This is a genomic window from Massilia sp., from assembly GCF_032106685.1.
In the GTDB taxonomy this organism is placed as follows: Bacteria; Pseudomonadota; Gammaproteobacteria; order Burkholderiales; family Burkholderiaceae_D; genus Telluria.
Genome location: NZ_DAMCPG010000003.1, coordinates 161869 through 180621 on the forward strand (window position 1 = coordinate 161869; position 18753 = coordinate 180621).

Below are 18753 nucleotides of genomic sequence, written 5' to 3' on the forward strand. Positions count from 1 at the left end.
GTTTGCCCCTTATTGGCCCGGATGGTATTTGCGCTCCAGGGCTTTCTCGATGTCTTCCTTGTAGAACAACACGTCCTTGAACTCGCCGCGGCTGTACATCGCGGCCTGGTCGGCGAAGTGCGGCGACGCCGGGTTGCCGCTCTGGCCGCCGGCCAGGATGCTTTTCGCGCGCACCTTCGGGCCGAACTCGACGGCGGCGACGAAGCTGTTGCCGCGGTCGCCGTAGATGCGTTTCGTCTTTTGCTTGGCCACCATGCCGAACGAGGCCAGCGAGCCCCAGTGCGCCGAGGTGAAGGCCACCGGATAGCTCGGCTTGCTGTCGTCGTACTGCTGGTCGACGTCGCCGCTGATGCGCTGGAAGCGGTTGATCTCGCCCCACGGCGTCTGCCAGCTGCCGAAGTCCCGCGCCAGCTTGTCCGATGCGCGCTGCAGCGCGGCCAGCCGCTCCTCAGGCGTCAGGCTGGTGGTGATGTAATCGACCGAAGGCACCCCGGCCGCGCGCGCTTTGGGGGCGGCATGGGCGACCATCTCCTGGCCCCAGTACACCGCCAGCGAAGTCGGCACCGAGCCCGTGGCAAAGCGCAGGTCCCAGCCGCGCAGCGTCGCGACCTGGCTTGCCAGCGCCGCCTTGCGCGCATCGCCCGCCGGCAAGGCGTCGTAATCCTTCGCCAGTTGCGGCACCAGCGGCTCGAAAGCGGTCAGGTAACTGTCGTACGAGGCCGCGATCAGGCTGTCGATGGTGAAATCCCTGGCGCCCTTCAGCACCCGCTCGGCATGCACGCCGCGCGCGTTTTCCGGCAGCGACCACATGTAGTCCGGATAATCCTTGCGCCTGGGGCTGTCCGCGCCCGCGGCGCTGAACGGCCAGTTGTTCGTGTTCGAGATGTAGCCGCTGGCCGGATTGAACAGCGTGATCGTGTCCTTGATCTCGTGCAGGCCCTGCCATTCGGTGGCCGGGTCGCTGCCGTCGACAGGCTTGCTCCAGTCGAAACGCGGGTCGCGCTTCGGAATGAAATTGCCGTGGAAATAGGCGATGTTGCCGTCGGCGTCGGCATACACGGTGTTGTTCGAGGAATTCGTGCGCAGTTGCATCGCCTGATAAAAGGCGTCGTAGTTCTTCGCCTTGGTGCGCGTGTACGACTGGGTAAGCGCCTTGACCGGCTCGTCCATCATCTTCACCGCCACCCATTTGCCGTTCTCGCCGCGCACGATCGGGCCGTGGTGGCTGAAATAAACGGTCATGGCGCGGCTGGCGCGCTTGCCGTCGGCGGTCTTGTAAGGCAACGTGATCGGCACGGCGCGCAGCGCGCGCTCTTCCTTGCCGTACTTGTAGAAGAACTTGCCACCCCGTTCGACCACCGTTTCCAGGTACTCGTCGATGACGTCGCCGCCGCCCGAGGTATGCATCCAGCCGGCGCGCTCGTTGAAGCCCTGGTAGATGAAGAACTGGCCCCAGGTCACGGCGCCATAGGCGTTCAGGCCCTCCTCGCTGGCCATGTGGATCTCGGGCCGGAAATAGAACGAGGTGTGCGGGTTGATCATCAGGAGCGGATAACCGGCCTTGGTCAGCTTCGGCGCGATCGCGAAGCCGTTCGAGCCGCGCGGCTCCGCGTCCAGTGCGTTGCGCCGGTCCGCCAGCGTGGCTTGCGGGCGCTTGCCGTAGAAGGCTTCGAGTTCCTTCAGGTCGATCGACTCGATGTCGCCGCCGATGCTGCCCTCGCTGAAGGACAGCGCCATCCACGGCTCGAAGCGCGTGATCAGCTTCGGTTTGACGTCCGGATGGGTGTGCAGGTAGAAGTTCAGGCCGTCGGCGAAGGCGACCATCAGTTCCTTCAGCCAGGCCGGGCTCGCCGCGTACTTGGCCTGCAGGTCGGCGGGCTGGATATAGAGCTTCATGCGCAGGTCGCGCCAGATCTCCTTCTCGCCCTCGACCTCGGCCAGGCGCCCCATCGCGTTGATGTAGTTCAGTTCGACGCGGTTGAAGTCGTCCTCGGCCTGGGCATAGATCATCCCGAACACCGCATCGGCATCGCTCTTGCCGAACACGTGGGGAATGCCCCACTTGTCGCGCATGATCGTCACGCGCCCGGCCGTCTCCTGCCAGCGGGCAAGCTCTGGAGCTGTCTTGGCCACGACCGGTGCGCCGGTCGCCGCCACGGCGGTTGGGCCGGCGGCCGCGAAGGCGGCGCCGGACAGGGCCAGGGCCAGGGCCAGGACCGGTGCGGCGAGGCGGGACAGGATCATGCGGGTCTCCTTGTTGTTGTCTGTCTTCGTTGCGATGTTCTTGCGATGCGTCTGTCTACAGGCCGGCGTTGGCCAGCTTCTGCTTGAGGATCTCGTTCTCGGTCAACAGGGTCGCCATGCGGTCCTTGAGCGACGCGATCTCGGCCTTCAGCGCCGCCTTCTCGTCGACCGGCTCGCCGTCCGGGCCCTGCTTGCGCGGCTTGGCCGCCATCTTCTGCTCGCGCACCTGGCGCGCGGCCTGCTGCAGTTCCTTCTTGCCGCCGGCGACAGCCGCGATCTGGGCTTCCTGCGGCAGCTGGGCGACATTCGCCGCGGCGCTCAGCGAGATGGTGCCGGCGCGCACGGCCTCGACCAGTTGCGGCGCGGCCGCCTTCTGGATCCGCTCGATCTGGCTGATCGTATTGCTCGACACGCGCGCCGCCTTGGCCACCTCCTCGCGCGTGTTCCAGGGCGGCGGCGGACGCGAGTCCATGTCGTCCGGCGTCGGCGCGGGCGGCTCCTCGGCCATCTTCTGGGCCATGCGCGCGGTGACGATTTCCTTCTTGCGCAGGGCCAGCAGGCCGCGCTGGAAGTCGGACACGCTGCGGCGCGCCAGGTGGTTGTCGATCATCCAGAGCATGACGTCCTCGATGGACGAGAACTTGTCGTTCTGGACGGTGCGGAATTCGATGCCGTGCTTGCGGCAGATCTCGTAGCGGTTGTGGCCGTCGATGAGGACGTCGCCCCACAGCACCAGCGCGTCGCGGCAGCCTTCGGCGAGCAGGCTGCGCTCCAGCGCGGCGTATTCGATGTCGGTCAGCGGGTCGACGAAGGCCCGCAGATCGTCGTGTATGGTGATGTTCAATGTAGGTCCTTGCACTTCTTGCTGCGCCGTCATGGCGCCGGGTGCATTCTAGACTATTCGATGGCTGAGCCAAAGATGGCCGGCTCTTGCAGGGCCTCGATGCCGCAAAATGTTGCCAGACTGACCCTAAGGGGCCGGCCTTGTGCTAGAATCCTGCGCTCTGCCCGGATGGTGAAACTGGTAGACACCCGGGACTTAAAATCCCGTGCCAGCAATGGCGTGCCGGTTCGATCCCGGCTCCGGGCACCACCTTCCCCTGCCGCTTCCTGCGCGGCCCTGCACGCCGCGGCACGCCGGCGCCCACGGCGACTCCAGCCTGGACGTGATAATTCGAGAGCTTTGCCAGGGCCCGCATCGGCTACGATGGCGCATCTCCTGAAGAGGCCTGTCTCATGCCAAGCAATAGCGCCGTCGAACCGATCGTCCGCCCCAAGCCATTTTCCCCGGCCTTGACCATCGCCCGTTCCTTGTCGCTCCTCGCGTGTGCGCTGCTGGCGGCTTGTTCAACGCCGCGCATGTCCGACCCACTCGACATCGACGTGATCGTGGCGGTCGACGCCAACCAGCACTCCCCCTTCGCATTCGAGCTTGTCTACGTCTTCGACCAGGCAGCGCTGGCGCGGCTACCCAGGACCAGCGCCGAATGGTTCCAGCCGCGGCCTCCCGACGCTTATCCCGGCGGCTCCATCCGGTCCTGGTACTACGAACTTGTACCGGATCTGAACATGCGAATATCGCCCCCGGCGCCGCATGGAGCGGTCGCCGTCGTCGGCTATGCCGACTACATCGACCCGGCAGGCCAGCCGATGATCGACCTCACGGGCTACCGCAAGGTCACGATGCGGTTCGGCCGCGATCGCGTCGACCTCAGCGGCGAGCGCTAGGCCACGCAGGTACCACGCGATCCAGCATGCCAATAAAAAAAATGCCGCTGTCACATCACGCGACAGCGGCAAACGCTCAGTTGGTCTGAGTTGGAGACATTTCTTATCGTATGGGCGGTGCGCCCGGTCTCAAGGCCCGCAAGAATAAATTTTTGGTAAATTTCTTCCTGTCTTTACGTAGGCGCAGTCGCACACGCTGCAACGCAGTTATTATTTCCTCTTCGCAATGTCCGGCAGGCGCCGGCGAAAGGAGGCGAAGGGATGAGCGAGCTGGCCGGGCTGTTCGATACCTGCGCGGGTGCCGCAACGGCGTCCCTGACTGCTGTCCTGCCGCGCGACCTGGCCCATGGCGCGACGCCCGAACCGGCGCAGCGCACCGCGTTGATCGAACTGTTGCACGTACACTGGTCGGAGCACGGCGAGCAACTGCCACCCGCCGACCTGCGCGCGCTGCTGGCACTAAGCGCCCACTGGCGCGACTGGCCCCTGGCCGAGGCGGCCGCCGTGCGCCTGCAGGGCATGGACAAGCTCGACACCGGAGCAACCCTGCACCTGATCGACGCCTGCCGCGCACTCGGCAAGGCCGACCGCGCGCTCGACCTGGCGCGCAAGCTGCAGGTGCGCGAGCCGGCCGAAGCGCGCCATGCGCGCCTGGCCGAGGAACTGCAGTCCTGGCGCGACTGGCGCGCGCGCTTCCCGTCCGCCGGCCAGTGTAGGTGGGGCGACGAGAACCTCACGCTGGAACCGCTGGCCCACCATCACGCGCGCGACTTCATCTGGCAGTACGATGACCCGGCAATCGCCGCCCTGTGCTGCCTGCCGGCCTTCGGCGACGAACTCGACTGGCATTATTGGCTGGCCGATGTCTGGCGCGCCGGCGCCCGCCTGCCGCATGCGGTGCTGCACCGCGAATGGGGTTTCATCGGCTGCGTCAGCCTGGCGATCCACCGCGACGTGGGCTTTTTCTATTATTGGCTGGGCCGCGACTTCCAGGGGCGCGGCTTCGGTCCGCGCGCCGGCGCCCTGCTGCTGTCGCTGGCGCGCCGGGCCTACGGGCTGCGCTGCTGCTACGCCAAGTGCTTCGACTACAACGGACGCTCGCGGCGCGGACTGGAAAAGATGGGCTTTGCCGACCTGGACATCCGTGGCGCGGGCGGGGATTGCAACCAGCTCTTCTACCGCCGCGGTCCGGCCCAGTCACGGCGGCGCGTGGTCGATGAATTGCACTGGCTGCTCGATCGCATGGACGCGCAGGTGCGGCCTGCCGGACAAAAACGCAAGCTCCTGTCCGCCTGAACGCTTCAGGCGCCCTGGTAGATCAGGATGCCGCAGACGGCGGCGCCCAGCACCAGCAGGCCGTACAGGAACCAGCGCATCGCGGTGGCCAGGCTGGCCACCGCCTTGTTCGCGTCCTCGCCCAGCATGCCGCGCTTGCGGCCCGAGTTGAGCAGCATCGACACGAAGATAAACAGGAAAAAGAAAATCAGGACAAACTTCATCGATCGTCCTTCATGTGCGGGCCAGGACCAGCACCAGCGATACGAAGGACACCACCAGGCCGGCCGCCGCGATCACGCCGACCACCTGCAGGCGGCCGCGCGCCGCTTCCATTTTCGCGATCAGCTGGGCGTTCTGGTCGGCCAGCTCGGTGATCAGCTTCGAGGCCTCGCGCAGCTGGTTGTGCATCTGGGCGATCGCCACGTCCTGCTGTTCGATGTGCGCCGCCAGCAGCGCGACGCCGTCGTCGCCCATGGCCTGGGCCGGCATGATCGCCTCCTCGCCCATCGCCCCCGGCGCGCCCTGCTTGCGCCCGACCGTGTCCCACAGTTTGCGCGCGCCGTTTGCCACCTGCGGCGCCGCCGCGATCACGTCGCTCCACGGAACCGCCTTTAATACTTTCAGCCAGGCTACGGCCATGTTATTTCCTCCAATATTTATTCACGCGCAGGATAGCACCTTGCAGCCGGGCCGAACGGACCGGATCGACCGCAATCGTGCAGCTGCCGGTTTTGCAGTACCATTTCCCCATGTGTGGACGATTTGACCAAAGCCAAACTGCACGCTACTACGCGAGCGTCTTCGGCTGGGCCGACGCGGTGTACGACAGCGAATCGACCCCGGCCTACAACGTGTCGCCCGGCAGCTACCGACCCGTCATGCACCTGCAGGACGGCGAGCGCCGTATCGACGACGTGTTCTGGAGTTACCGCGCGAAATGGGCGGAAGGGAAGATACCAATCGCCATCAATGCCCGCCTCGACAAGCTGACCAACCGCTACTGGAGCCGCCTGCTCAAGAACGGGCGGGCGCTGGTGCCGGCCGAAGGCTGGTACGAATGGACTGGGGAAAAGGGCAAACGGCAGCCCTGGCACATCCACCGCAAGGACCGCGCGCCCTTGTTCATGCTGGCGCTGGCGAATTTCGGCAGCTTCACCGAGAACCGGGCCGAAGCCGGTTTCGTGCTGGTGACCGACGATGCCGCCGAAGGCATGCTCGACATCCACGACCGGCGTCCGGTCGTGCTCGATGCCGCCGACGCGGCGCTGTGGCTGGACCCGGCGCTTTCGCCCGAGGCCGCGGTGGAACTGGCGCGCAACGCGGCCCTGCCACCGGACGCTTTCGAGTGGTTCAAGGTGACGCCGGCCGTCAACCGCGCCGGCGTCAACAGCCCGCAGATGGCGCTTCCGCTGCCGGAATAGCGCCAGGTGCGGGACCGGGGACTGCCTGCTCAGCCCTTATTCGAGGGCGCTGACCAGGGCCAGCAAGCCCAGCGACACGCCGATGAGCACGCCGGCGCGGTTGCGCAGGCGTTGTCCGCGTTCGACCAGTTGCCGCGCAATGCGGCGGCGTGGGCGGCGCGACGTGGTGTCGGGCTTGAGGTTGGTTGCTTGCGATTTCTGTTCCGTGTTCATCTCTACGATATCCATTGGCGGCCTTTTCGGTAAGAACTGCCTGAGCTTGTAAATGCCGGCCGCATCGGCCGGTGGCGGGAGGTTGGGCATGCTCGGCGTACGACAGCAAGCTGTCGGCCGAGCTCAACCAAGCCGGGCGAGATGCTCGGAAATGCGGGCACAGGCCGCGCTGGCCGGGATGCCGGTGCGCGTGTGCTGGGGACGAAGATGGGAGACAGCGCGGCGCGCGGCGCGGAAAGCGACGCGGAAAGGCGCCGCCGTGTGCCGGGACGCCAGATTGAACGACTGATCGTGCTGGAAGCGTGACATGCCTGTACCGTATTCGAACCACCATCGGCGCGCCGCGAAAAGCGGGACACCGACCACAAGAAACATCTGATTCTACACGAACAGCTTGTCAAATCAATACACGGCTGGAACCCGTCTGCGCCAGATCAACGCTTCTGTGGGAAAGCTGCCTTTTTCGGCGGTTTGTTGCTCATCCATAGCTTTCAGCCAAAGAAAATTCTCTTGCACATCAAGGACATACCGGCTTCGATTCCTCTGCCATCGCACAAAGGTCTGATCCAAGTCGTGTCCAGGGCGGCAACTAAAGCGACGAGGCCGGTGTCATACATGGCCGCACACACCGACGCACGAGGACACGATGGGCATCTATATGCAATTACGAGAGACGTTGAAGGAAGGCGAGCACTATGCCGGGCTTATCCTCGGCAAGGATGGGCAACCCGACCATCACCTGATCCTGCTTCCCGGCGACGTGGGCGACGTCAGCTGGCCGGGCGCGCTCGACTGGGCGGGCTCGCAAGGCGGGGAACTGCCGAACCGGCGCGAGCTGTCGCTGCTGTTCGCCAACCTGCGCGAGCAATTCGCCCGCGAATGGTACTGGTCGTCCGAGCCGCACGAAACGCGTTCCCAGCTGGTCTGGGGCGAAAACTTCGCAAGCGGCATCCAGACGGTCTACGGACGGCCCTTCCGCGGCCACGCGCGGGCCGTCCGGCGGGTGCTGATCGAATAGGCGCCTTTCCGGCCGGCAGGACTGGCCGGCGCGACCGACTGGAACAGCCGGGCCGGCACCCTTACCCGGGTGACACGGGCGCTGACGGGCACGGACGGATAATTCGTCCGTGCCCGTCACTGCCCTTCACTGTCTTGCCCTGCGTCGCCATCGACGACGCCGGCCTGCTTGCCAATTTATTCCGACGCCCCGCGTTCCTCGGTCGCCGAGATGCGTCCGCCGTTATTGGCACGGGTGACGGCCAGCATGCCCGCCCCCAGCAGCGCCAGGCCCAGGGCCGCGCCGATCGGAGAACGCGGCATCCAGCGCATGGCGGCGCCGGTGACGGCGCTCGGGCTTTCGCGCTGCGGATCGGAATGGCGGCGGCGCAGCGCGCCGTTGCTGGCCGGGCCGCCGGCATACAGCTGCACCATTTCGCGCACGAAGGGCACCATGTCCTGTGGGCCGCGGCTGGTCACCAGGTTGCCGTCGCGCACCACCTCCTGGTCGAGCCAGGTCGCGCCGGCATGCACCATGTCGTCGCGCACGCCCGGCCACGAGGTCAGCGTGCGGCCCGACAGCAGGCCGGCGGACGCCAGTACCCAGGGGCCGTGGCAGAGCGTGGCGATCGGCTTGTCGAGCAGGTCGAAGGCGCGCACGAAATCGCGGGCCTCGCTCGATTGGCGCAGCGCATCGGGATTCATGAAGCCGCCCGGGATCAGCAGGCCGTCGTAGTCACGCGCGCTCACTTCGCCCACGGTCCAGTCGACCGGGATCAGGTCGGCCGGCTGGTGCAGGTTCATGCCGCGGATCTTGCCCGATTTCAGGGAGATGATGTCCACCTCGGCGCCCGCCGCACGCAGCGCCGCCACCGGCGCCGTCAATTCCACCTTCTCGAAGCCGTCCGCGGCAAGCACGGCGATACGCTGTCCAATCAGTTTCTTCCGTCCAGTCATGGTGTCCTCCGTTGAGATATGTGCGGGGGAGTCTACCTGAACGGCCGGATTGGCCGCGTACGGTCCGGAGCGCGCGCCGCGGCGCAGCATTCGCTGTTGCGCCAGCGAAAAAAGCCGTCAGGCGCGACCGGGCGGTCCGCCTCGCGGCGCGCTGCGGCGCCTACTTCGCCGGCACGTTGGCGCGGCCGACCGGCTCCTCGACGTTGGCCAGGAACCAGGCGGTCGCCGTCATCACGGCGACGTGGCGGCGCAGGTTGTCGGGATCGACCTTGTCCAGGGTGTCGGCGGCGGTGTGGTGGTAGTCGAAATAGGTCGAGGTGTCGAGCAGCGGCGCGAAGCTCGGCACGCCGGCGCGCTCCAGGCCCGACAAGTCGCCGGTCGCGAGCGCGTCCTGGCGCTGGAATACGCCGGCGCCGATTGGCTGCAGGGCCGCCTGCAGCGGCGCGAACAGCCTGGCCGAGTTGGCCGGCACGCTGGCGCGCAGGCCGAACGGACGCCCTGCCCCGTTGTCGCTCTCGATCGCGCCGATGTGCTTGCCGGCGTTCGCCTGCTGGGCGTCGAGGTAGGCGCGCGCCCCGCGGGTGCCGTTTTCCTCGTTCATCCAGGCGATCATGCGGATCGTGCGGCGCGGCCGGTAGTCGAGTTTCTTCAGGGTGTCGAACACCGCCATCGCGCTGGCCACGCCGGCCGCGTCGTCGTGGGCGCCGGTCGCCAGGTCCCAGGAATCGAGGTGGCCGGAGACGATCACGACCTCCTCCGGCTTGTCGGTGCCCGGCAGGTCGGCGATCACGTTGTAGCTGTCGGCGTCGGGCAGGATCTGCGGCGTCAGCACCAGGCGCATGCCCAGGGGGCCGCGCTTGGCCAGGCGGCTCATCAGCATCGCGTCCTCGACCGTGACGGCCGCCGCCGGGATGCGCGCGCCGTCCTGCAGGCCGGAGTTGCCGGTGTGCGGCAGGCGGTAGTTGGCGCCGCCCACCGAGCGCACCAGCGCCGCCGCCGCGCCCAGCTCGGCCGCCAGGCGCGGACCGTTCACGCGGTAGGTCGAACCCTGGCCGTAGGCCTGGCCGGCAAGCCCCCGCTCGGCCATGTGCTGGTCGAAGGGCACGTCGAACAGCACGATGCGGCCCTTGACCTCGGCCGCGCGCTGTTTCAGTTCGTCGAAGCTGGAGACCACGATCACCTCGGCCTTCAACCCATCGGCCGGGGTCGCGCCCGAGCCGCCGAGCGCGCTGAGCACCACGCGCTGGGTGATGCCGGCCGGCCTTCCGCGGTACTCGACCAGCTCGCCCTTTTCCTCGCCGCGCACCCAGTGCGGCACCTTGACCGGCTGCAGGGTCACCTTCGCGCCGAGCTTGCGCATGGCGTCGGCGACCTGGGTGACGGCCGCCGCCGCGCCCGCCGAGCCCGACAGGCGCGGGCCGATCAGGTCGGTCATGTCCGCCGTGCGTTCCCACGCGTAGTCGCTCGCCATCGCGGTATCGCGGATCCTGGCCAGGGCGGCGGGGTCGTTGCCGGGGCTGGCGGCTTGGGCCGAGGCGCTGAACAACGCAGTCAGCAGAGGCGCGGCCAGCAGGCCGAGGGCGGGAATGCGAATGCGGATGCGGCGCTTCATGCGTTAATTCCTTCGGTCAAGTTTTCGAGACCCGCAGGTTAGCGCATGTGGCCGGATTTCGCTGTCTTTACGCGGGGACCAGGCGCACCAGGGTGATTTCGGACGGCGCGCCGAAGCGCTTCGGCGGTCCCCAGTAGCCGGTGCCGCGGCTGGTGTAGACCCACAGCGCGCGCACCCGGTGCAGGCCGGCGACGAAAGGCTGCTGCAGCGGCACGAACAAATTCCATGGGAAGAACTGCCCGCCGTGGGTATGGCCCGACAATTGCAGGTCGAAGCCGGCCTCGGCGGCGGCGGGCGCGCTGCGCGGCTGGTGCGCCAGCAGGATCCTGACGTCGACCTCCTGCGCGCCGGCGGCGGCCAGCTGCGGATCGCTGCGGTGGCTGGGCACAAAATGGTGGGCGGTGAAGTCGGGCACGCCGGCGATCATCAGCTTCGCCTTGCCGCGCTCGCGCACCACGTGCTGGTTCAGCAGCACGGTCAGGCCGAGGCGGCGCAGCTCGGCGATCCACTCCTCGGCGCCCGAGTAATACTCGTGGTTGCCGGTGACAAAAAACGTGCCGTCCGGCGCCGACAGCCGCGCCAGCGGCTCGGTATGCAGAGCCAGGCGCTGAACGCTGCCGTCGACCAGGTCGCCGGTGACCGCGATCGCATCGGCCTTCAGGGCATTCACGCGGTTGACGATGGCGTTCAGGTAGGGCCGGCGGATGGTCGGGCCGACGTGGATGTCCGAGATCTGTGCGATCGAATAGCCGTGCAGCTCTTCCGGCAGGCCGGCGATCGGCACGTCGACCTTCTTCACCCGGGCCAGGCGGCGCGCATTGACGAAGCCGACCAGCGTGACCGCGAAGGCCAGCAGCGGCACCCCGACCGCGCTCCAGTGGCTGAAACCAGGGTCGGCGAAGCCGGCCAGCCGCAGCGCGAGCAGGACGATGTCGCGCAGGAAGGTCAGCACGACCAGCGAGGAGAACAGTCCCATCGCCAGCAGGCCCAGCCAGGCCAGCCGTTCCGGCCAGCGGCGCCGCCGCAGCGAGGACGAGAGCAGCCCGAGCGGCACCAATACCGTCGACAACGCCAGCAGCGCGATGCCCGCCAGCACTCCGCCCCAACCGAGCCCCATGTCGGGCATCAGGCGCGCCCCGATGTAGACGTGCAGGAGGATGAGCAGGGCCAGGACGGTGAACAGATTGCGGCGAGCAGCTGACATAAGGTGGTGACGAGTAGACAAGACCTGGCTTAGATGGGGCGGGCGCGGCGGTCTGCAAGGCCAGGCACGCGCCTTGTCACAAGAATGTTACGGGACCAGCACGACTTGTAAAAGTCTGTATTAGTCGATGAGAAGCCCGGCGGGCGCGACTATAGTGAGTCCATGCCCGGCCTCATTGCGATCATGTCGATCCATGCCAGGGAAAAAGGAAAAGCCATGTTGAACAAAAAATGCTTTGGTGCGGTGATCCTGGCCGCGGTTGCCGTCTCGCCCTCGGCATTCGCTGGCGACCGCGGCACCAATACGGCGGTCGGCGCGGTGCTCGGCGCAGCAATTGGCGGCAGTGCGGGCGGCGGCACCGGCGCCCTGGTCGGCGGCGTGCTCGGCGCGGCGGTCGGCAACTCGCTCAGCACCCGCGACGACCGTCGTGGCTATTACGACAACCGTGGCCGCGGCTACGGCTCGGTCCACTACGGCCCGGCTCCGGTGTACGCCCAGCCGCGTCCGGTTTACTACGAAGCGCCGCGCTACTACCGCCAGCCGGAAGTGGTCTACGTCGAACCGCGTCACCGCCACCACGACCGTGGCTGGGACCGTGGCCACGACCGGCGCGACTGGGACCGTGACCGCGGCGGCCGCGGCTGGGACCGCGACGGCTATCGCCGCTGATTCGGGCTGCATCCCGCAGTCCACACGCCAACAAGCCGCGTCGTCGACGCGGCTTTTTTTCGGCCCTGCGGTAAGCGGTGCAGCCCGCTGCGATACTACCCGGCATGTAACTGCTCGGCGCCCTTGCCTCGGCTCGACGGGAAGGCACCCGGCTGACCGGTCTTCAACGATCCCCGCGTGGGCGGAAAGCGCCGCCCACCCTGCTTTCCCCCTCCCTCCGCTAGGCCTGGGCGGCGGCGTCCGCCGCCTCGACGGAGGAATGCATGTACGACAGCGGCGACATCGTGACACTCGCGCACGGCCAGTACCGGCTGCGCGAGCAGCTGGCCGGCTCGGCCTATGGCCTGGTCTGGCGCGCCGAGGGCGCGGCCGGCGGCGCGGTTGCGCTCAAGCTGGTCAACCGCGCGCAAATGGAGCGCGCCCCGCTCGATGTGCGCATGCGCTGGCGCGAATGCGCGGCGCGCGAGATCGCCTTCCTCTCCAGCCTCGCCCCCTGGGATGCGCGCCACATCGTGCGCCTGCTCGACCATGGCGAGCACGAGGGACTGCCGGCGCTGGCGCTCGAACTGCTCGACGGCGACCTGGCCAGCCACATGGCGCGGGAACACGGCGCCGGCCGCCGCATCGGCCTGGCCTGCGCGCTCGCCTGGCTGGGCCAGGTCAACGCGGCCCTGGCCAAGGTCCACCAGCACGGCTGGCGCTACCTCGACCTGAAGCCCGGCAACCTGCTGGTCGATGCCGGCGCCGGCACCCTCAAGCTGGCCGACTTCGGCACCAACCGCAGCCTGGTCGACGCCGGCCTGCACTCCTATCTCGGCACCGCCAGCTGGCAGGCGCCGGAACAATTCTTTCCCCTCGAATCCGCGGGCGAACCCGCCGGCTACCTGACCGACGCGCGCAGCGACTACTTCGCGCTGGGCGCGATTCTGTTCTACCTGGTCACCGACGGCGCCACGCTGCGCTACCACGGCGCCTGCGCCCAGGCCTACCGCGAGCACGGCGCCCAGGCCGGCGCCCGGCTGCGCGAGGCCTGGAACGGCGCCCTGCCGCCGCTGCTGGCCGAGGACGAGGCCGCGCATTTCCTGGACTGCGCGCGCGCTGAAGACCGCCCCGGCCGCCCGGCGGCGGCGCTGGTCCTGCTGCGCGCCCTGCTGGCCGCGCGTCCCCAGGACCGCCCGCGCCACGCGCTCGAGATCAGCCGCCTGGTCGCCGCCGCCCAGGGCGATACGGTGGCGGCGCGGAGGGCCGCGTGATGGGCCGCGCCGTCGATATCGGCGGCCTCGGCAACGTCGGACGCTTCGGCATGTCCACGCTGGCCGCCGCCGCGCTGCTGCCCCTGTGCGCGCTGCAGGCACTGACCCTGCTGCGCATGCCGCCGGCCTTCAGTCCCGCCGCGATCACCGTCAGGCTGGCGCCCGGCGCCGCCATCGAACTGGGCCGCGCGGAACTGGCCGCGCCCCAGGCCGATCCGCGCCACCTGCGCCTGCGCCGCGACAGCGCCGGGCGCTGGTGGATCGCCAGCGCCGGCGGCGCGCAGGGCTTCGGCGTCGAGCGCCTGGGAGAGCGCAGCCGCAGCGGCGCGCTGGCGCTGCAACCGGGCCAGCGCTTCACCCTCGGCGCCGCGGCCTACACCGTGCAGCTGGCCGGTGGCGGCGCACTGCGTTTCAGCGACGGCCGGCAGCGCTGGGACTACGACGGCGCCGTCCTGCGCCGCGACGGCGTGGCGCAGGCGGCCTGCCCGCAGGCCTCGCTGGGCGCCCGGCTGGCAGGCCTCTGGAACCGCTGGATGCCGGCGTCGTTCGGCTTCCAGCGTCCCTTGCGCTTCGGCGGCAACCTGTCCTGCGCAACCACGATCGGCAACCCCGACATCGCGCCCGGCAGCGCCGAGATCGACTTCCAGGGCGGCATGCCGGTCCTGCGCGCAGCCACCGGCGCCGAGCGCGCGCCGCTGCTGGCCGAATTCGACGGCATACCCGTCGACCTGGCGCTGCGCGAGCAGGCGCTCGACGGCGCGGACGCCCTGACGGTCGGCCGCACCCGGCTGCTGGTTGCGGTCGAAGGCGGGCTGCTGCGCCTGCGCCCGGTCAGCCGCGTGACCCTGTTGCCCGAGGCGCGCGCCGACCTGCCCGAGGGCGTGCACTGGATGTGGGAAGCGCGCCGCGCCTGGCAGCTTCCCGCCTGGCTGCCGTGGGCGGCCGGCATCGCGCTGTGCTGCGGCCTGCTCGCCTCGTTCGCCGCCTGGAGCATGGCGTACCGGCGCCGGCCGCGGCTGGCGGCGCGCCTGGGCGCGGGCGTCGCGCTCGCCCTGCTCGGGCTGGCGATGCTGGTGTTCCAGCGGGCCGGCCAGGCGCCCGGCGCCTTCTGGACCCTGTTGCCAGCCTGGGCCGCGCTCTGGCATGCCCTCGCCCCGCGCCGGCCGAACGCCGTGCTGGCCAGCGGCGTGCTGCTGCTGGCCGCCGGCCTGCTGCTGCAGCTGGAGCTGGGCGCGGCCGCCGCCGACACCTCCTGGATGCGCCACTTCCAGAAGACCGCGGCCGCCACCACGCTCGGTCTGGGCCTGGCGGGCCTGGCTTGCCTGTACCGCGGGCGCCCGATCGCGCAGGCCAGGGTCGAGTGGCTGCTGCTCGCCCTGGCCGGCTGCGCGGTGCTGGCCCTGCTGGCCCAGGTCGGCTGGGGCAACGAGGCCGGCGTGTTCGACCTGCAGCCGGTGGAATTCGCCAAGCTCGCGCTGACCCTGCTCGCGGCGCACTGCATCGCCCTCGGCCTGGGCTCGGGCGACAGGCACGTCGAATCCCGCCAGGGCGCCCTGCTGCGCTGGCTGCGCCTGGCATCGCCGGCGCTGCTGTTCGTGCTGATGCTGGCGGTGGCGCTGGTCCAGGTCGACGATTATTCGCCCCTGATCCTGCTGCTGGTCTGGGGCACGGGCATGCTGCTGGCCTGGTCGCTGGCCGCGCGGCGCCGCGGCGCCAGCATGGCCCTGCTGCTGCTCGGCTGCGGCGCGGTGGCCGCCATCGCCCTGCTGCGCGGCGCGAGCCCCGCCGACATCGCGCACTGGAACTTCTACGGCGAGCGCTTCCTGGTCTGGCTCGACCCAGGCACCCATCCGCACACCGGCCAGCAACTGCTGCTGGGCGCGCGCGCGATCGCCCAGGGCGGCTGGCTGGGCGCCGACGGCGTGTTCGGCCTGGCCGCGCCGGGGCAAGGCGCGCTCGATGCGCTGGCGATTCCGGCGGTCCAGGACGACTTCGCGCCCTCGTTCTTCCTGAACCGCCACGGCCTGGCCGCGGCCCTGGTCCTGTGGGCGCTGCAGGCATTGTTCCTGTGCGCCCTGCTGCACATGGCGCTGCGCGCCTGGAGTGCGGCCGGCGCGGCGCGCGACTTCCGCCACGCCTGGCGCGCCCGCCTGCGCTGCTTCGTGCTGTGCGGCGGCGCGGCCTTCGTGGCCGGCCACTTCCTGCTGTCCTGGGGCACGAACCTCGCGTTCTTCCCGATCATGGGCCAGCCGATGAGCTTCCTGTCGGCGGGCGGCTCGCACCTCCTGTTTTTCATCTTCCCCCTGCTAGCGTTCGGCGCCGCGGATGCCCAATCTTTAGAGGAGAGTTAATCATGCCGGTCTACGTCCAACACGAATCCCTAGGCAAGGTGAGCGATGTCTTCAATGCCGAAGCGCTGTGGCAGGCGCCCGGCCTGGCGCTGTTCGCGCGCCGCCCGCTGCTGCGCGACCTGCTCGAGCGCGCGCCGCGCGAGCAGCGCGGGCGCGCCGCTACCCGCTGTTTCTCGCACGTGACCCTGGTGCTGCCCCAGGACGAGGTCGACGACGACCGCCACCTGACCCGCGGCGCACGGGTGCGCGACCTGGCGCAGACCCTGCAGTCGCTGCACCAGAAGGACTTCGGCGACCTGCTCGGCGCCGACGAGGTGCGCTACCACGTGATCGGTTCCGAGCAGCTCGAGCCGGGTCAGGTCGAAGTCAAGTTCGGCCACGCGCTCTACCTGCCGGCGCCTGGCGAACAGGTGCTGTACTCGGTGAGCGTGTCGCGCGACAGCGCCATCTGGGAAACCGTGTGCCCGGTCTATCCGGGCCAGCGCCTCACCGTCCTCGGCCACGACGCGGCCAGCAGCACCCATGCCGTGCCGGGCTGGCCCTTCGCGCTGGACGGCGCCATCCTCCTGATCAACGACGGCCCGGACGCGCCGGTGGAAGTGCAGGTGCGGCCGAAGGACGCCTTCGAGTGCAGCTTCGACGCCGCTGGCGGCTACTACGCGATCCGCGCCCGGCGCGGCGATGCCACGGGCGGCAGCGCGCGCCTGCTGCTGAGGATCGCGCGCCAGGGCGCCGCGGCGATGCCCGCACAGCATTTCGCACCGGCGCCGACGCCGGCCACGCCGCCGCACCAGAGCGGCGCCGCCCCGGCGCCGGGGCGGGCCCCGGCTGTCTGGAAATCGCGCACCCGCACCCTGGACGACGCCGAGCTGACCGCCACGCCGGCCCTGTCGCGCGCCCGCCCCCAGGCCGCGGGCGAGGCAACCTTCGCGCCGGTGGCGCGCCAGCGCGTGGCCCTGGCCGCGCTGGCCCTGCCGCGCATGAGCCGCTACCGCGAGACCGGCGCCCGCCTGCTCGAGTTCGGCCTCGACCACCAGTTCGTGGTCGGCGCCCCGGCCGGCGAGAGCCTGATCGGCTTCGCGGTCGACGAGGCCGACGAGGTCTACGCGGTGGGCGCCGGCGGCCGCCAGCGCATCGCCGTGCCGAACCGCTTCGCGCCGCTGGACGGCGTCGAGTTGCGCGTGCTGGCGCCCGCACCCGCGCTGGCGGACCGCTACAGCGCGCTGGTCTGCCTGCCGCAGGCGCCGGCGCTGCCGGTGCCGGGTGGGGCGCGCATCGCGTTCGGGCGCGGCACGCCGGCGCTGGCCGCCTTGCGCGTGTTCGAGGCCGCCAGCCTGAGCGGCGCCGACGGCGTCGATGCCGGCAGCCCCGACCGGCTCGGCCTGTCGCGCAATGCGTTCAGCTTCGAGGCCGGGCCTGAAGGCTGGCGCGTGGCGCGTCTGTCGCCGACCCAGGCCCTGTACCACCTCGACGAGCGCTTCGCCTTCGTCGCGGCGCTCGACGGCGCCACGGCCGAGACGCCGTACCTGGTCCCGGCCGGGCACCACCTGGTCGCCGGCCATTACGTGCTGCGGATCGAGGCCTGAGCGCATGCCCGCCGCGTTGAGCGCTTTCGCCTGCTACGGCGCCGCACTCGTGCTGACGCTGGCGCTGGCGGCCTGGCTGACGCCGCGCGCCTGGTGGCGCCGGCCGAACGCGCGCGCCCTCGCGGTGCTGGTGGCCGGCACCGGCGCCATCGGCACGGCATGCTGGTGGATCGCGGGGCCGCCCGCCAGCGCGCCGCCGCCGCAGGCAGCGCTTCACCAGGACGCCCCGCGCGCGGGTGGCAGTTACCGCGTGGCCGACGCCCTGAACCTGCGCGCGGGCGCCGGCGTCGACGCCGCGCGCCTGGCGGTGCTGCCGGCCGGCGCCGTCGTCACCGCGACCGGCGCCCAGGACGGCGACTGGTGGGAGGTCAGGGCCGAGCGCGGCGGCGCGGTCCACGCGGGCTGGGCCAGCAGCCTGTGGCTGCGCCGCGCGGACGAGCCGGGACGCTGATGCGCGGCCTACATCGGCGTATAGCGCATCGGGTTGAAGTACAAGCCCTTCACGCACTGCGTCGGCGCGGTGCGCACGAAGCCGAAGGATTCGTAGACCGGCACCGCGTAGTTCGACGAATTAACCGTGAACGTGCCGGAACCGCCGCGCACGATCGCCGCGCGCCGCGCGACGTTCCACAGCCGGCGCGCCAGACCCTGGCCATGCCAGCGCTTGTCGACGAACAGGTGGAACAGGTGGCTGTCGGCGCGCACCGCGATGAAGCCGGCCAGCGCCGCCCCGTCCTGCGCCACGTGGTAGACATGGCCGCTCCGAACGTAGGCGCGCAGCCCCGCTTCGTCGTTCTCGCGCAGGAAGCTCGCGGCCCCCTCGGGCGTGGATTCGTGGACGATGAATTCGCTGGCGGAATCGCGCAGCAGGCGGGCGCAGGCAGGGAGATCGGCTTCTTCGAGCGGTCGGATCAGCATGACGGGTGCGGGGCTATGCCAAAGCCTGAACATACCATACCATGAACAGCTTCCAGCGGGCCTCGCGGCCACTCGATCAACCCTTTTGCCTGGACGGGACACGCGGCATGTTCGACGGACTCGATTTCGGCCCCGCCCTCGACGTCGCGGCGCGCAGCAGCATCGGCGCCGGGCCGTCGATGCTGCTGCGCGCCGAGAACCAGGACAACTGCGTCCTCGTCGACGCGCTCGGCAATGGCGCCTGGCTGGCCGACGGCGCGCCGCGGCGCATGCAGGTCGCCGGCTGGCCGCCCGGTCACGTGCGCCTGGCCGTCCTCGACGGC

19 protein-coding genes, 1 tRNA gene and 1 pseudogene are annotated in these 18753 nt (G+C 69.7%); 11 read left to right on the forward strand and 10 right to left on the reverse strand.

Annotation, left to right across the window (positions count from 1 at the left end):
* Positions 1 to 9: 9 nt before the first annotated feature.
* The gene (locus RT688_RS03685) at positions 10 to 2244 is read right to left on the reverse strand and encodes a penicillin acylase family protein (protein WP_313703491.1); all 2235 of its coding nucleotides are present in this window, start codon (positions 2242 to 2244) and stop codon (positions 10 to 12) included.
* A gap of 55 nt (positions 2245 to 2299) precedes the next feature.
* The gene (locus tag RT688_RS03690; protein ID WP_313703492.1) at positions 2300 to 3088 is read right to left on the reverse strand and encodes a hypothetical protein; all 789 of its coding nucleotides are present in this window, start codon (positions 3086 to 3088) and stop codon (positions 2300 to 2302) included.
* Positions 3089 to 3250: 162 nt separating this feature from the next.
* Here RT688_RS03690 and RT688_RS03695 point away from each other — a divergent pair.
* The 3 genes from RT688_RS03695 to RT688_RS03705 all read left to right on the forward strand — a co-directional run bounded on the left by RT688_RS03695 (position 3251) and on the right by RT688_RS03705 (position 5268).
* Positions 3251 to 3337, forward strand: a tRNA-Leu gene (locus tag RT688_RS03695).
* A 143-nt stretch (positions 3338 to 3480) separates the two neighbouring features.
* On the forward strand, positions 3481 to 3972 hold the full coding sequence (locus RT688_RS03700; protein WP_313703493.1) for a hypothetical protein: 492 nt from the start codon (positions 3481 to 3483) through the stop codon (positions 3970 to 3972).
* 261 nt (positions 3973 to 4233) lie between these two features.
* Positions 4234 to 5268, forward strand: coding sequence for a GNAT family N-acetyltransferase (locus tag RT688_RS03705; RefSeq protein WP_313703494.1), 1035 nt, complete (start codon positions 4234 to 4236; stop codon positions 5266 to 5268).
* 5 nt (positions 5269 to 5273) lie between these two features.
* Here RT688_RS03705 and RT688_RS03710 read toward each other — a convergent pair whose 3' ends face one another.
* Both RT688_RS03710 and RT688_RS03715 read right to left on the reverse strand, forming a co-directional pair.
* Positions 5274 to 5471: a hypothetical protein gene (locus tag RT688_RS03710; RefSeq protein WP_313703495.1), complete on the reverse strand. Its 198-nt coding sequence runs from the start codon at positions 5469 to 5471 to the stop codon at positions 5274 to 5276.
* Between the two features lie 10 nt (positions 5472 to 5481).
* Positions 5482 to 5889: a hypothetical protein gene (locus RT688_RS03715; RefSeq protein WP_313703496.1), complete on the reverse strand. Its 408-nt coding sequence runs from the start codon at positions 5887 to 5889 to the stop codon at positions 5482 to 5484.
* Between the two features lie 110 nt (positions 5890 to 5999).
* Between RT688_RS03715 and RT688_RS03720 the strand changes: the two genes are divergently transcribed.
* The gene (locus tag RT688_RS03720; protein WP_313703497.1) at positions 6000 to 6671 is read left to right on the forward strand and encodes an SOS response-associated peptidase family protein; all 672 of its coding nucleotides are present in this window, start codon (positions 6000 to 6002) and stop codon (positions 6669 to 6671) included.
* A 36-nt stretch (positions 6672 to 6707) separates the two neighbouring features.
* Here RT688_RS03720 and RT688_RS03725 read toward each other — a convergent pair whose 3' ends face one another.
* Both RT688_RS03725 and RT688_RS03730 read right to left on the reverse strand, forming a co-directional pair.
* Complete coding sequence (locus RT688_RS03725) at positions 6708 to 6884, reverse strand: hypothetical protein (protein WP_313703498.1); 177 nt, start codon at positions 6882 to 6884, stop codon at positions 6708 to 6710.
* A 123-nt stretch (positions 6885 to 7007) separates the two neighbouring features.
* Positions 7008 to 7259: a hypothetical protein gene (locus tag RT688_RS03730; RefSeq protein WP_313703499.1), complete on the reverse strand. Its 252-nt coding sequence runs from the start codon at positions 7257 to 7259 to the stop codon at positions 7008 to 7010.
* 271 nt (positions 7260 to 7530) lie between these two features.
* On the opposite strand from RT688_RS03730, the gene RT688_RS03735 reads away from it, so the two are divergent.
* Positions 7531 to 7902: a DUF1566 domain-containing protein gene (locus RT688_RS03735; RefSeq protein WP_313703500.1), complete on the forward strand. Its 372-nt coding sequence runs from the start codon at positions 7531 to 7533 to the stop codon at positions 7900 to 7902.
* Between the two features lie 176 nt (positions 7903 to 8078).
* Here RT688_RS03735 and RT688_RS03740 read toward each other — a convergent pair whose 3' ends face one another.
* The 3 genes from RT688_RS03740 to RT688_RS03750 all read right to left on the reverse strand — a co-directional run bounded on the left by RT688_RS03740 (position 8079) and on the right by RT688_RS03750 (position 11653).
* Positions 8079 to 8837, reverse strand: coding sequence for a type 1 glutamine amidotransferase domain-containing protein (locus RT688_RS03740; RefSeq protein WP_313703501.1), 759 nt, complete (start codon positions 8835 to 8837; stop codon positions 8079 to 8081).
* 160 nt (positions 8838 to 8997) lie between these two features.
* Positions 8998 to 10449, reverse strand: a complete 1452-nt coding sequence (locus RT688_RS03745) for a M20/M25/M40 family metallo-hydrolase (protein ID WP_313703502.1) — start codon at positions 10447 to 10449, stop codon at positions 8998 to 9000.
* Positions 10450 to 10516: 67 nt separating this feature from the next.
* Complete coding sequence (locus tag RT688_RS03750) at positions 10517 to 11653, reverse strand: metallophosphoesterase (protein ID WP_313703503.1); 1137 nt, start codon at positions 11651 to 11653, stop codon at positions 10517 to 10519.
* 216 nt (positions 11654 to 11869) lie between these two features.
* Between RT688_RS03750 and RT688_RS03755 the strand changes: the two genes are divergently transcribed.
* From RT688_RS03755 to RT688_RS03775, 5 genes are all read left to right on the forward strand, one after another.
* Positions 11870 to 12322 carry a glycine zipper domain-containing protein gene (locus tag RT688_RS03755; RefSeq protein WP_313703504.1) on the forward strand — a complete coding sequence of 151 codons (453 nt, stop codon included), beginning with the start codon at positions 11870 to 11872 and terminating at the stop codon, positions 12320 to 12322.
* Positions 12323 to 12585: 263 nt separating this feature from the next.
* A complete protein-coding gene (locus RT688_RS03760) occupies positions 12586 to 13575 on the forward strand; it encodes a protein kinase domain-containing protein (protein ID WP_313703505.1) in 990 nt (329 codons plus the stop codon).
* Positions 13575 to 15926 carry an FtsW/RodA/SpoVE family cell cycle protein gene (locus RT688_RS03765; RefSeq protein WP_313703534.1) on the forward strand — a complete coding sequence of 784 codons (2352 nt, stop codon included), beginning with the start codon at positions 13575 to 13577 and terminating at the stop codon, positions 15924 to 15926. Before RT688_RS03760 ends, RT688_RS03765 begins: the two co-directional genes overlap by 1 nt.
* 2 nt (positions 15927 to 15928) lie before the next feature.
* Complete coding sequence (locus RT688_RS03770; protein WP_313703506.1) at positions 15929 to 17512, forward strand: hypothetical protein; 1584 nt, start codon at positions 15929 to 15931, stop codon at positions 17510 to 17512.
* Positions 17513 to 17516: 4 nt separating this feature from the next.
* Complete coding sequence (locus RT688_RS03775) at positions 17517 to 17963, forward strand: SH3 domain-containing protein (protein ID WP_313703507.1); 447 nt, start codon at positions 17517 to 17519, stop codon at positions 17961 to 17963.
* Positions 17964 to 17971: 8 nt separating this feature from the next.
* On the opposite strand, the gene RT688_RS03780 is transcribed toward RT688_RS03775, so the two are convergent.
* Positions 17972 to 18430: a GNAT family N-acetyltransferase gene (locus RT688_RS03780; protein WP_313703508.1), complete on the reverse strand. Its 459-nt coding sequence runs from the start codon at positions 18428 to 18430 to the stop codon at positions 17972 to 17974.
* Between the two features lie 107 nt (positions 18431 to 18537).
* Between RT688_RS03780 and RT688_RS03785 the strand changes: the two are divergent.
* Positions 18538 to 18753: pseudogene (locus tag RT688_RS03785) on the forward strand (protein phosphatase); the annotation flags it as partial.

What these genes read in the sequence shown, in the direction of transcription:
- RT688_RS03685 (WP_313703491.1), bottom strand. Translation starts at nt 2,244, where the DNA reads ATGATCCTGTCCCGCCTCGCCGCACCGGTCCTGGCCCTGGCCCTGGCC.
- RT688_RS03700 (WP_313703493.1), top strand. Translation starts at nt 3,481, where the DNA reads ATGCCAAGCAATAGCGCCGTCGAACCGATCGTCCGCCCCAAGCCATTT.
- RT688_RS03705 (WP_313703494.1), top strand. Translation starts at nt 4,234, where the DNA reads ATGAGCGAGCTGGCCGGGCTGTTCGATACCTGCGCGGGTGCCGCAACG.
- RT688_RS03710 (WP_313703495.1), bottom strand. Translation starts at nt 5,471, where the DNA reads ATGAAGTTTGTCCTGATTTTCTTTTTCCTGTTTATCTTCGTGTCGATG.
- RT688_RS03715 (WP_313703496.1), bottom strand. Translation starts at nt 5,889, where the DNA reads ATGGCCGTAGCCTGGCTGAAAGTATTAAAGGCGGTTCCGTGGAGCGAC.
- RT688_RS03720 (WP_313703497.1), top strand. Translation starts at nt 6,000, where the DNA reads ATGTGTGGACGATTTGACCAAAGCCAAACTGCACGCTACTACGCGAGC.
- RT688_RS03725 (WP_313703498.1), bottom strand. Translation starts at nt 6,884, where the DNA reads ATGAACACGGAACAGAAATCGCAAGCAACCAACCTCAAGCCCGACACC.
- RT688_RS03730 (WP_313703499.1), bottom strand. Translation starts at nt 7,259, where the DNA reads ATGTTTCTTGTGGTCGGTGTCCCGCTTTTCGCGGCGCGCCGATGGTGG.
- RT688_RS03735 (WP_313703500.1), top strand. Translation starts at nt 7,531, where the DNA reads ATGGGCATCTATATGCAATTACGAGAGACGTTGAAGGAAGGCGAGCAC.
- RT688_RS03740 (WP_313703501.1), bottom strand. Translation starts at nt 8,837, where the DNA reads ATGACTGGACGGAAGAAACTGATTGGACAGCGTATCGCCGTGCTTGCC.
- RT688_RS03745 (WP_313703502.1), bottom strand. Translation starts at nt 10,449, where the DNA reads ATGAAGCGCCGCATCCGCATTCGCATTCCCGCCCTCGGCCTGCTGGCC.
- RT688_RS03750 (WP_313703503.1), bottom strand. Translation starts at nt 11,653, where the DNA reads ATGTCAGCTGCTCGCCGCAATCTGTTCACCGTCCTGGCCCTGCTCATC.
- RT688_RS03755 (WP_313703504.1), top strand. Translation starts at nt 11,870, where the DNA reads ATGTTGAACAAAAAATGCTTTGGTGCGGTGATCCTGGCCGCGGTTGCC.
- RT688_RS03760 (WP_313703505.1), top strand. Translation starts at nt 12,586, where the DNA reads ATGTACGACAGCGGCGACATCGTGACACTCGCGCACGGCCAGTACCGG.
- RT688_RS03765 (WP_313703534.1), top strand. Translation starts at nt 13,575, where the DNA reads ATGGGCCGCGCCGTCGATATCGGCGGCCTCGGCAACGTCGGACGCTTC.
- RT688_RS03770 (WP_313703506.1), top strand. Translation starts at nt 15,929, where the DNA reads ATGCCGGTCTACGTCCAACACGAATCCCTAGGCAAGGTGAGCGATGTC.
- RT688_RS03775 (WP_313703507.1), top strand. Translation starts at nt 17,517, where the DNA reads ATGCCCGCCGCGTTGAGCGCTTTCGCCTGCTACGGCGCCGCACTCGTG.
- RT688_RS03780 (WP_313703508.1), bottom strand. Translation starts at nt 18,430, where the DNA reads ATGCTGATCCGACCGCTCGAAGAAGCCGATCTCCCTGCCTGCGCCCGC.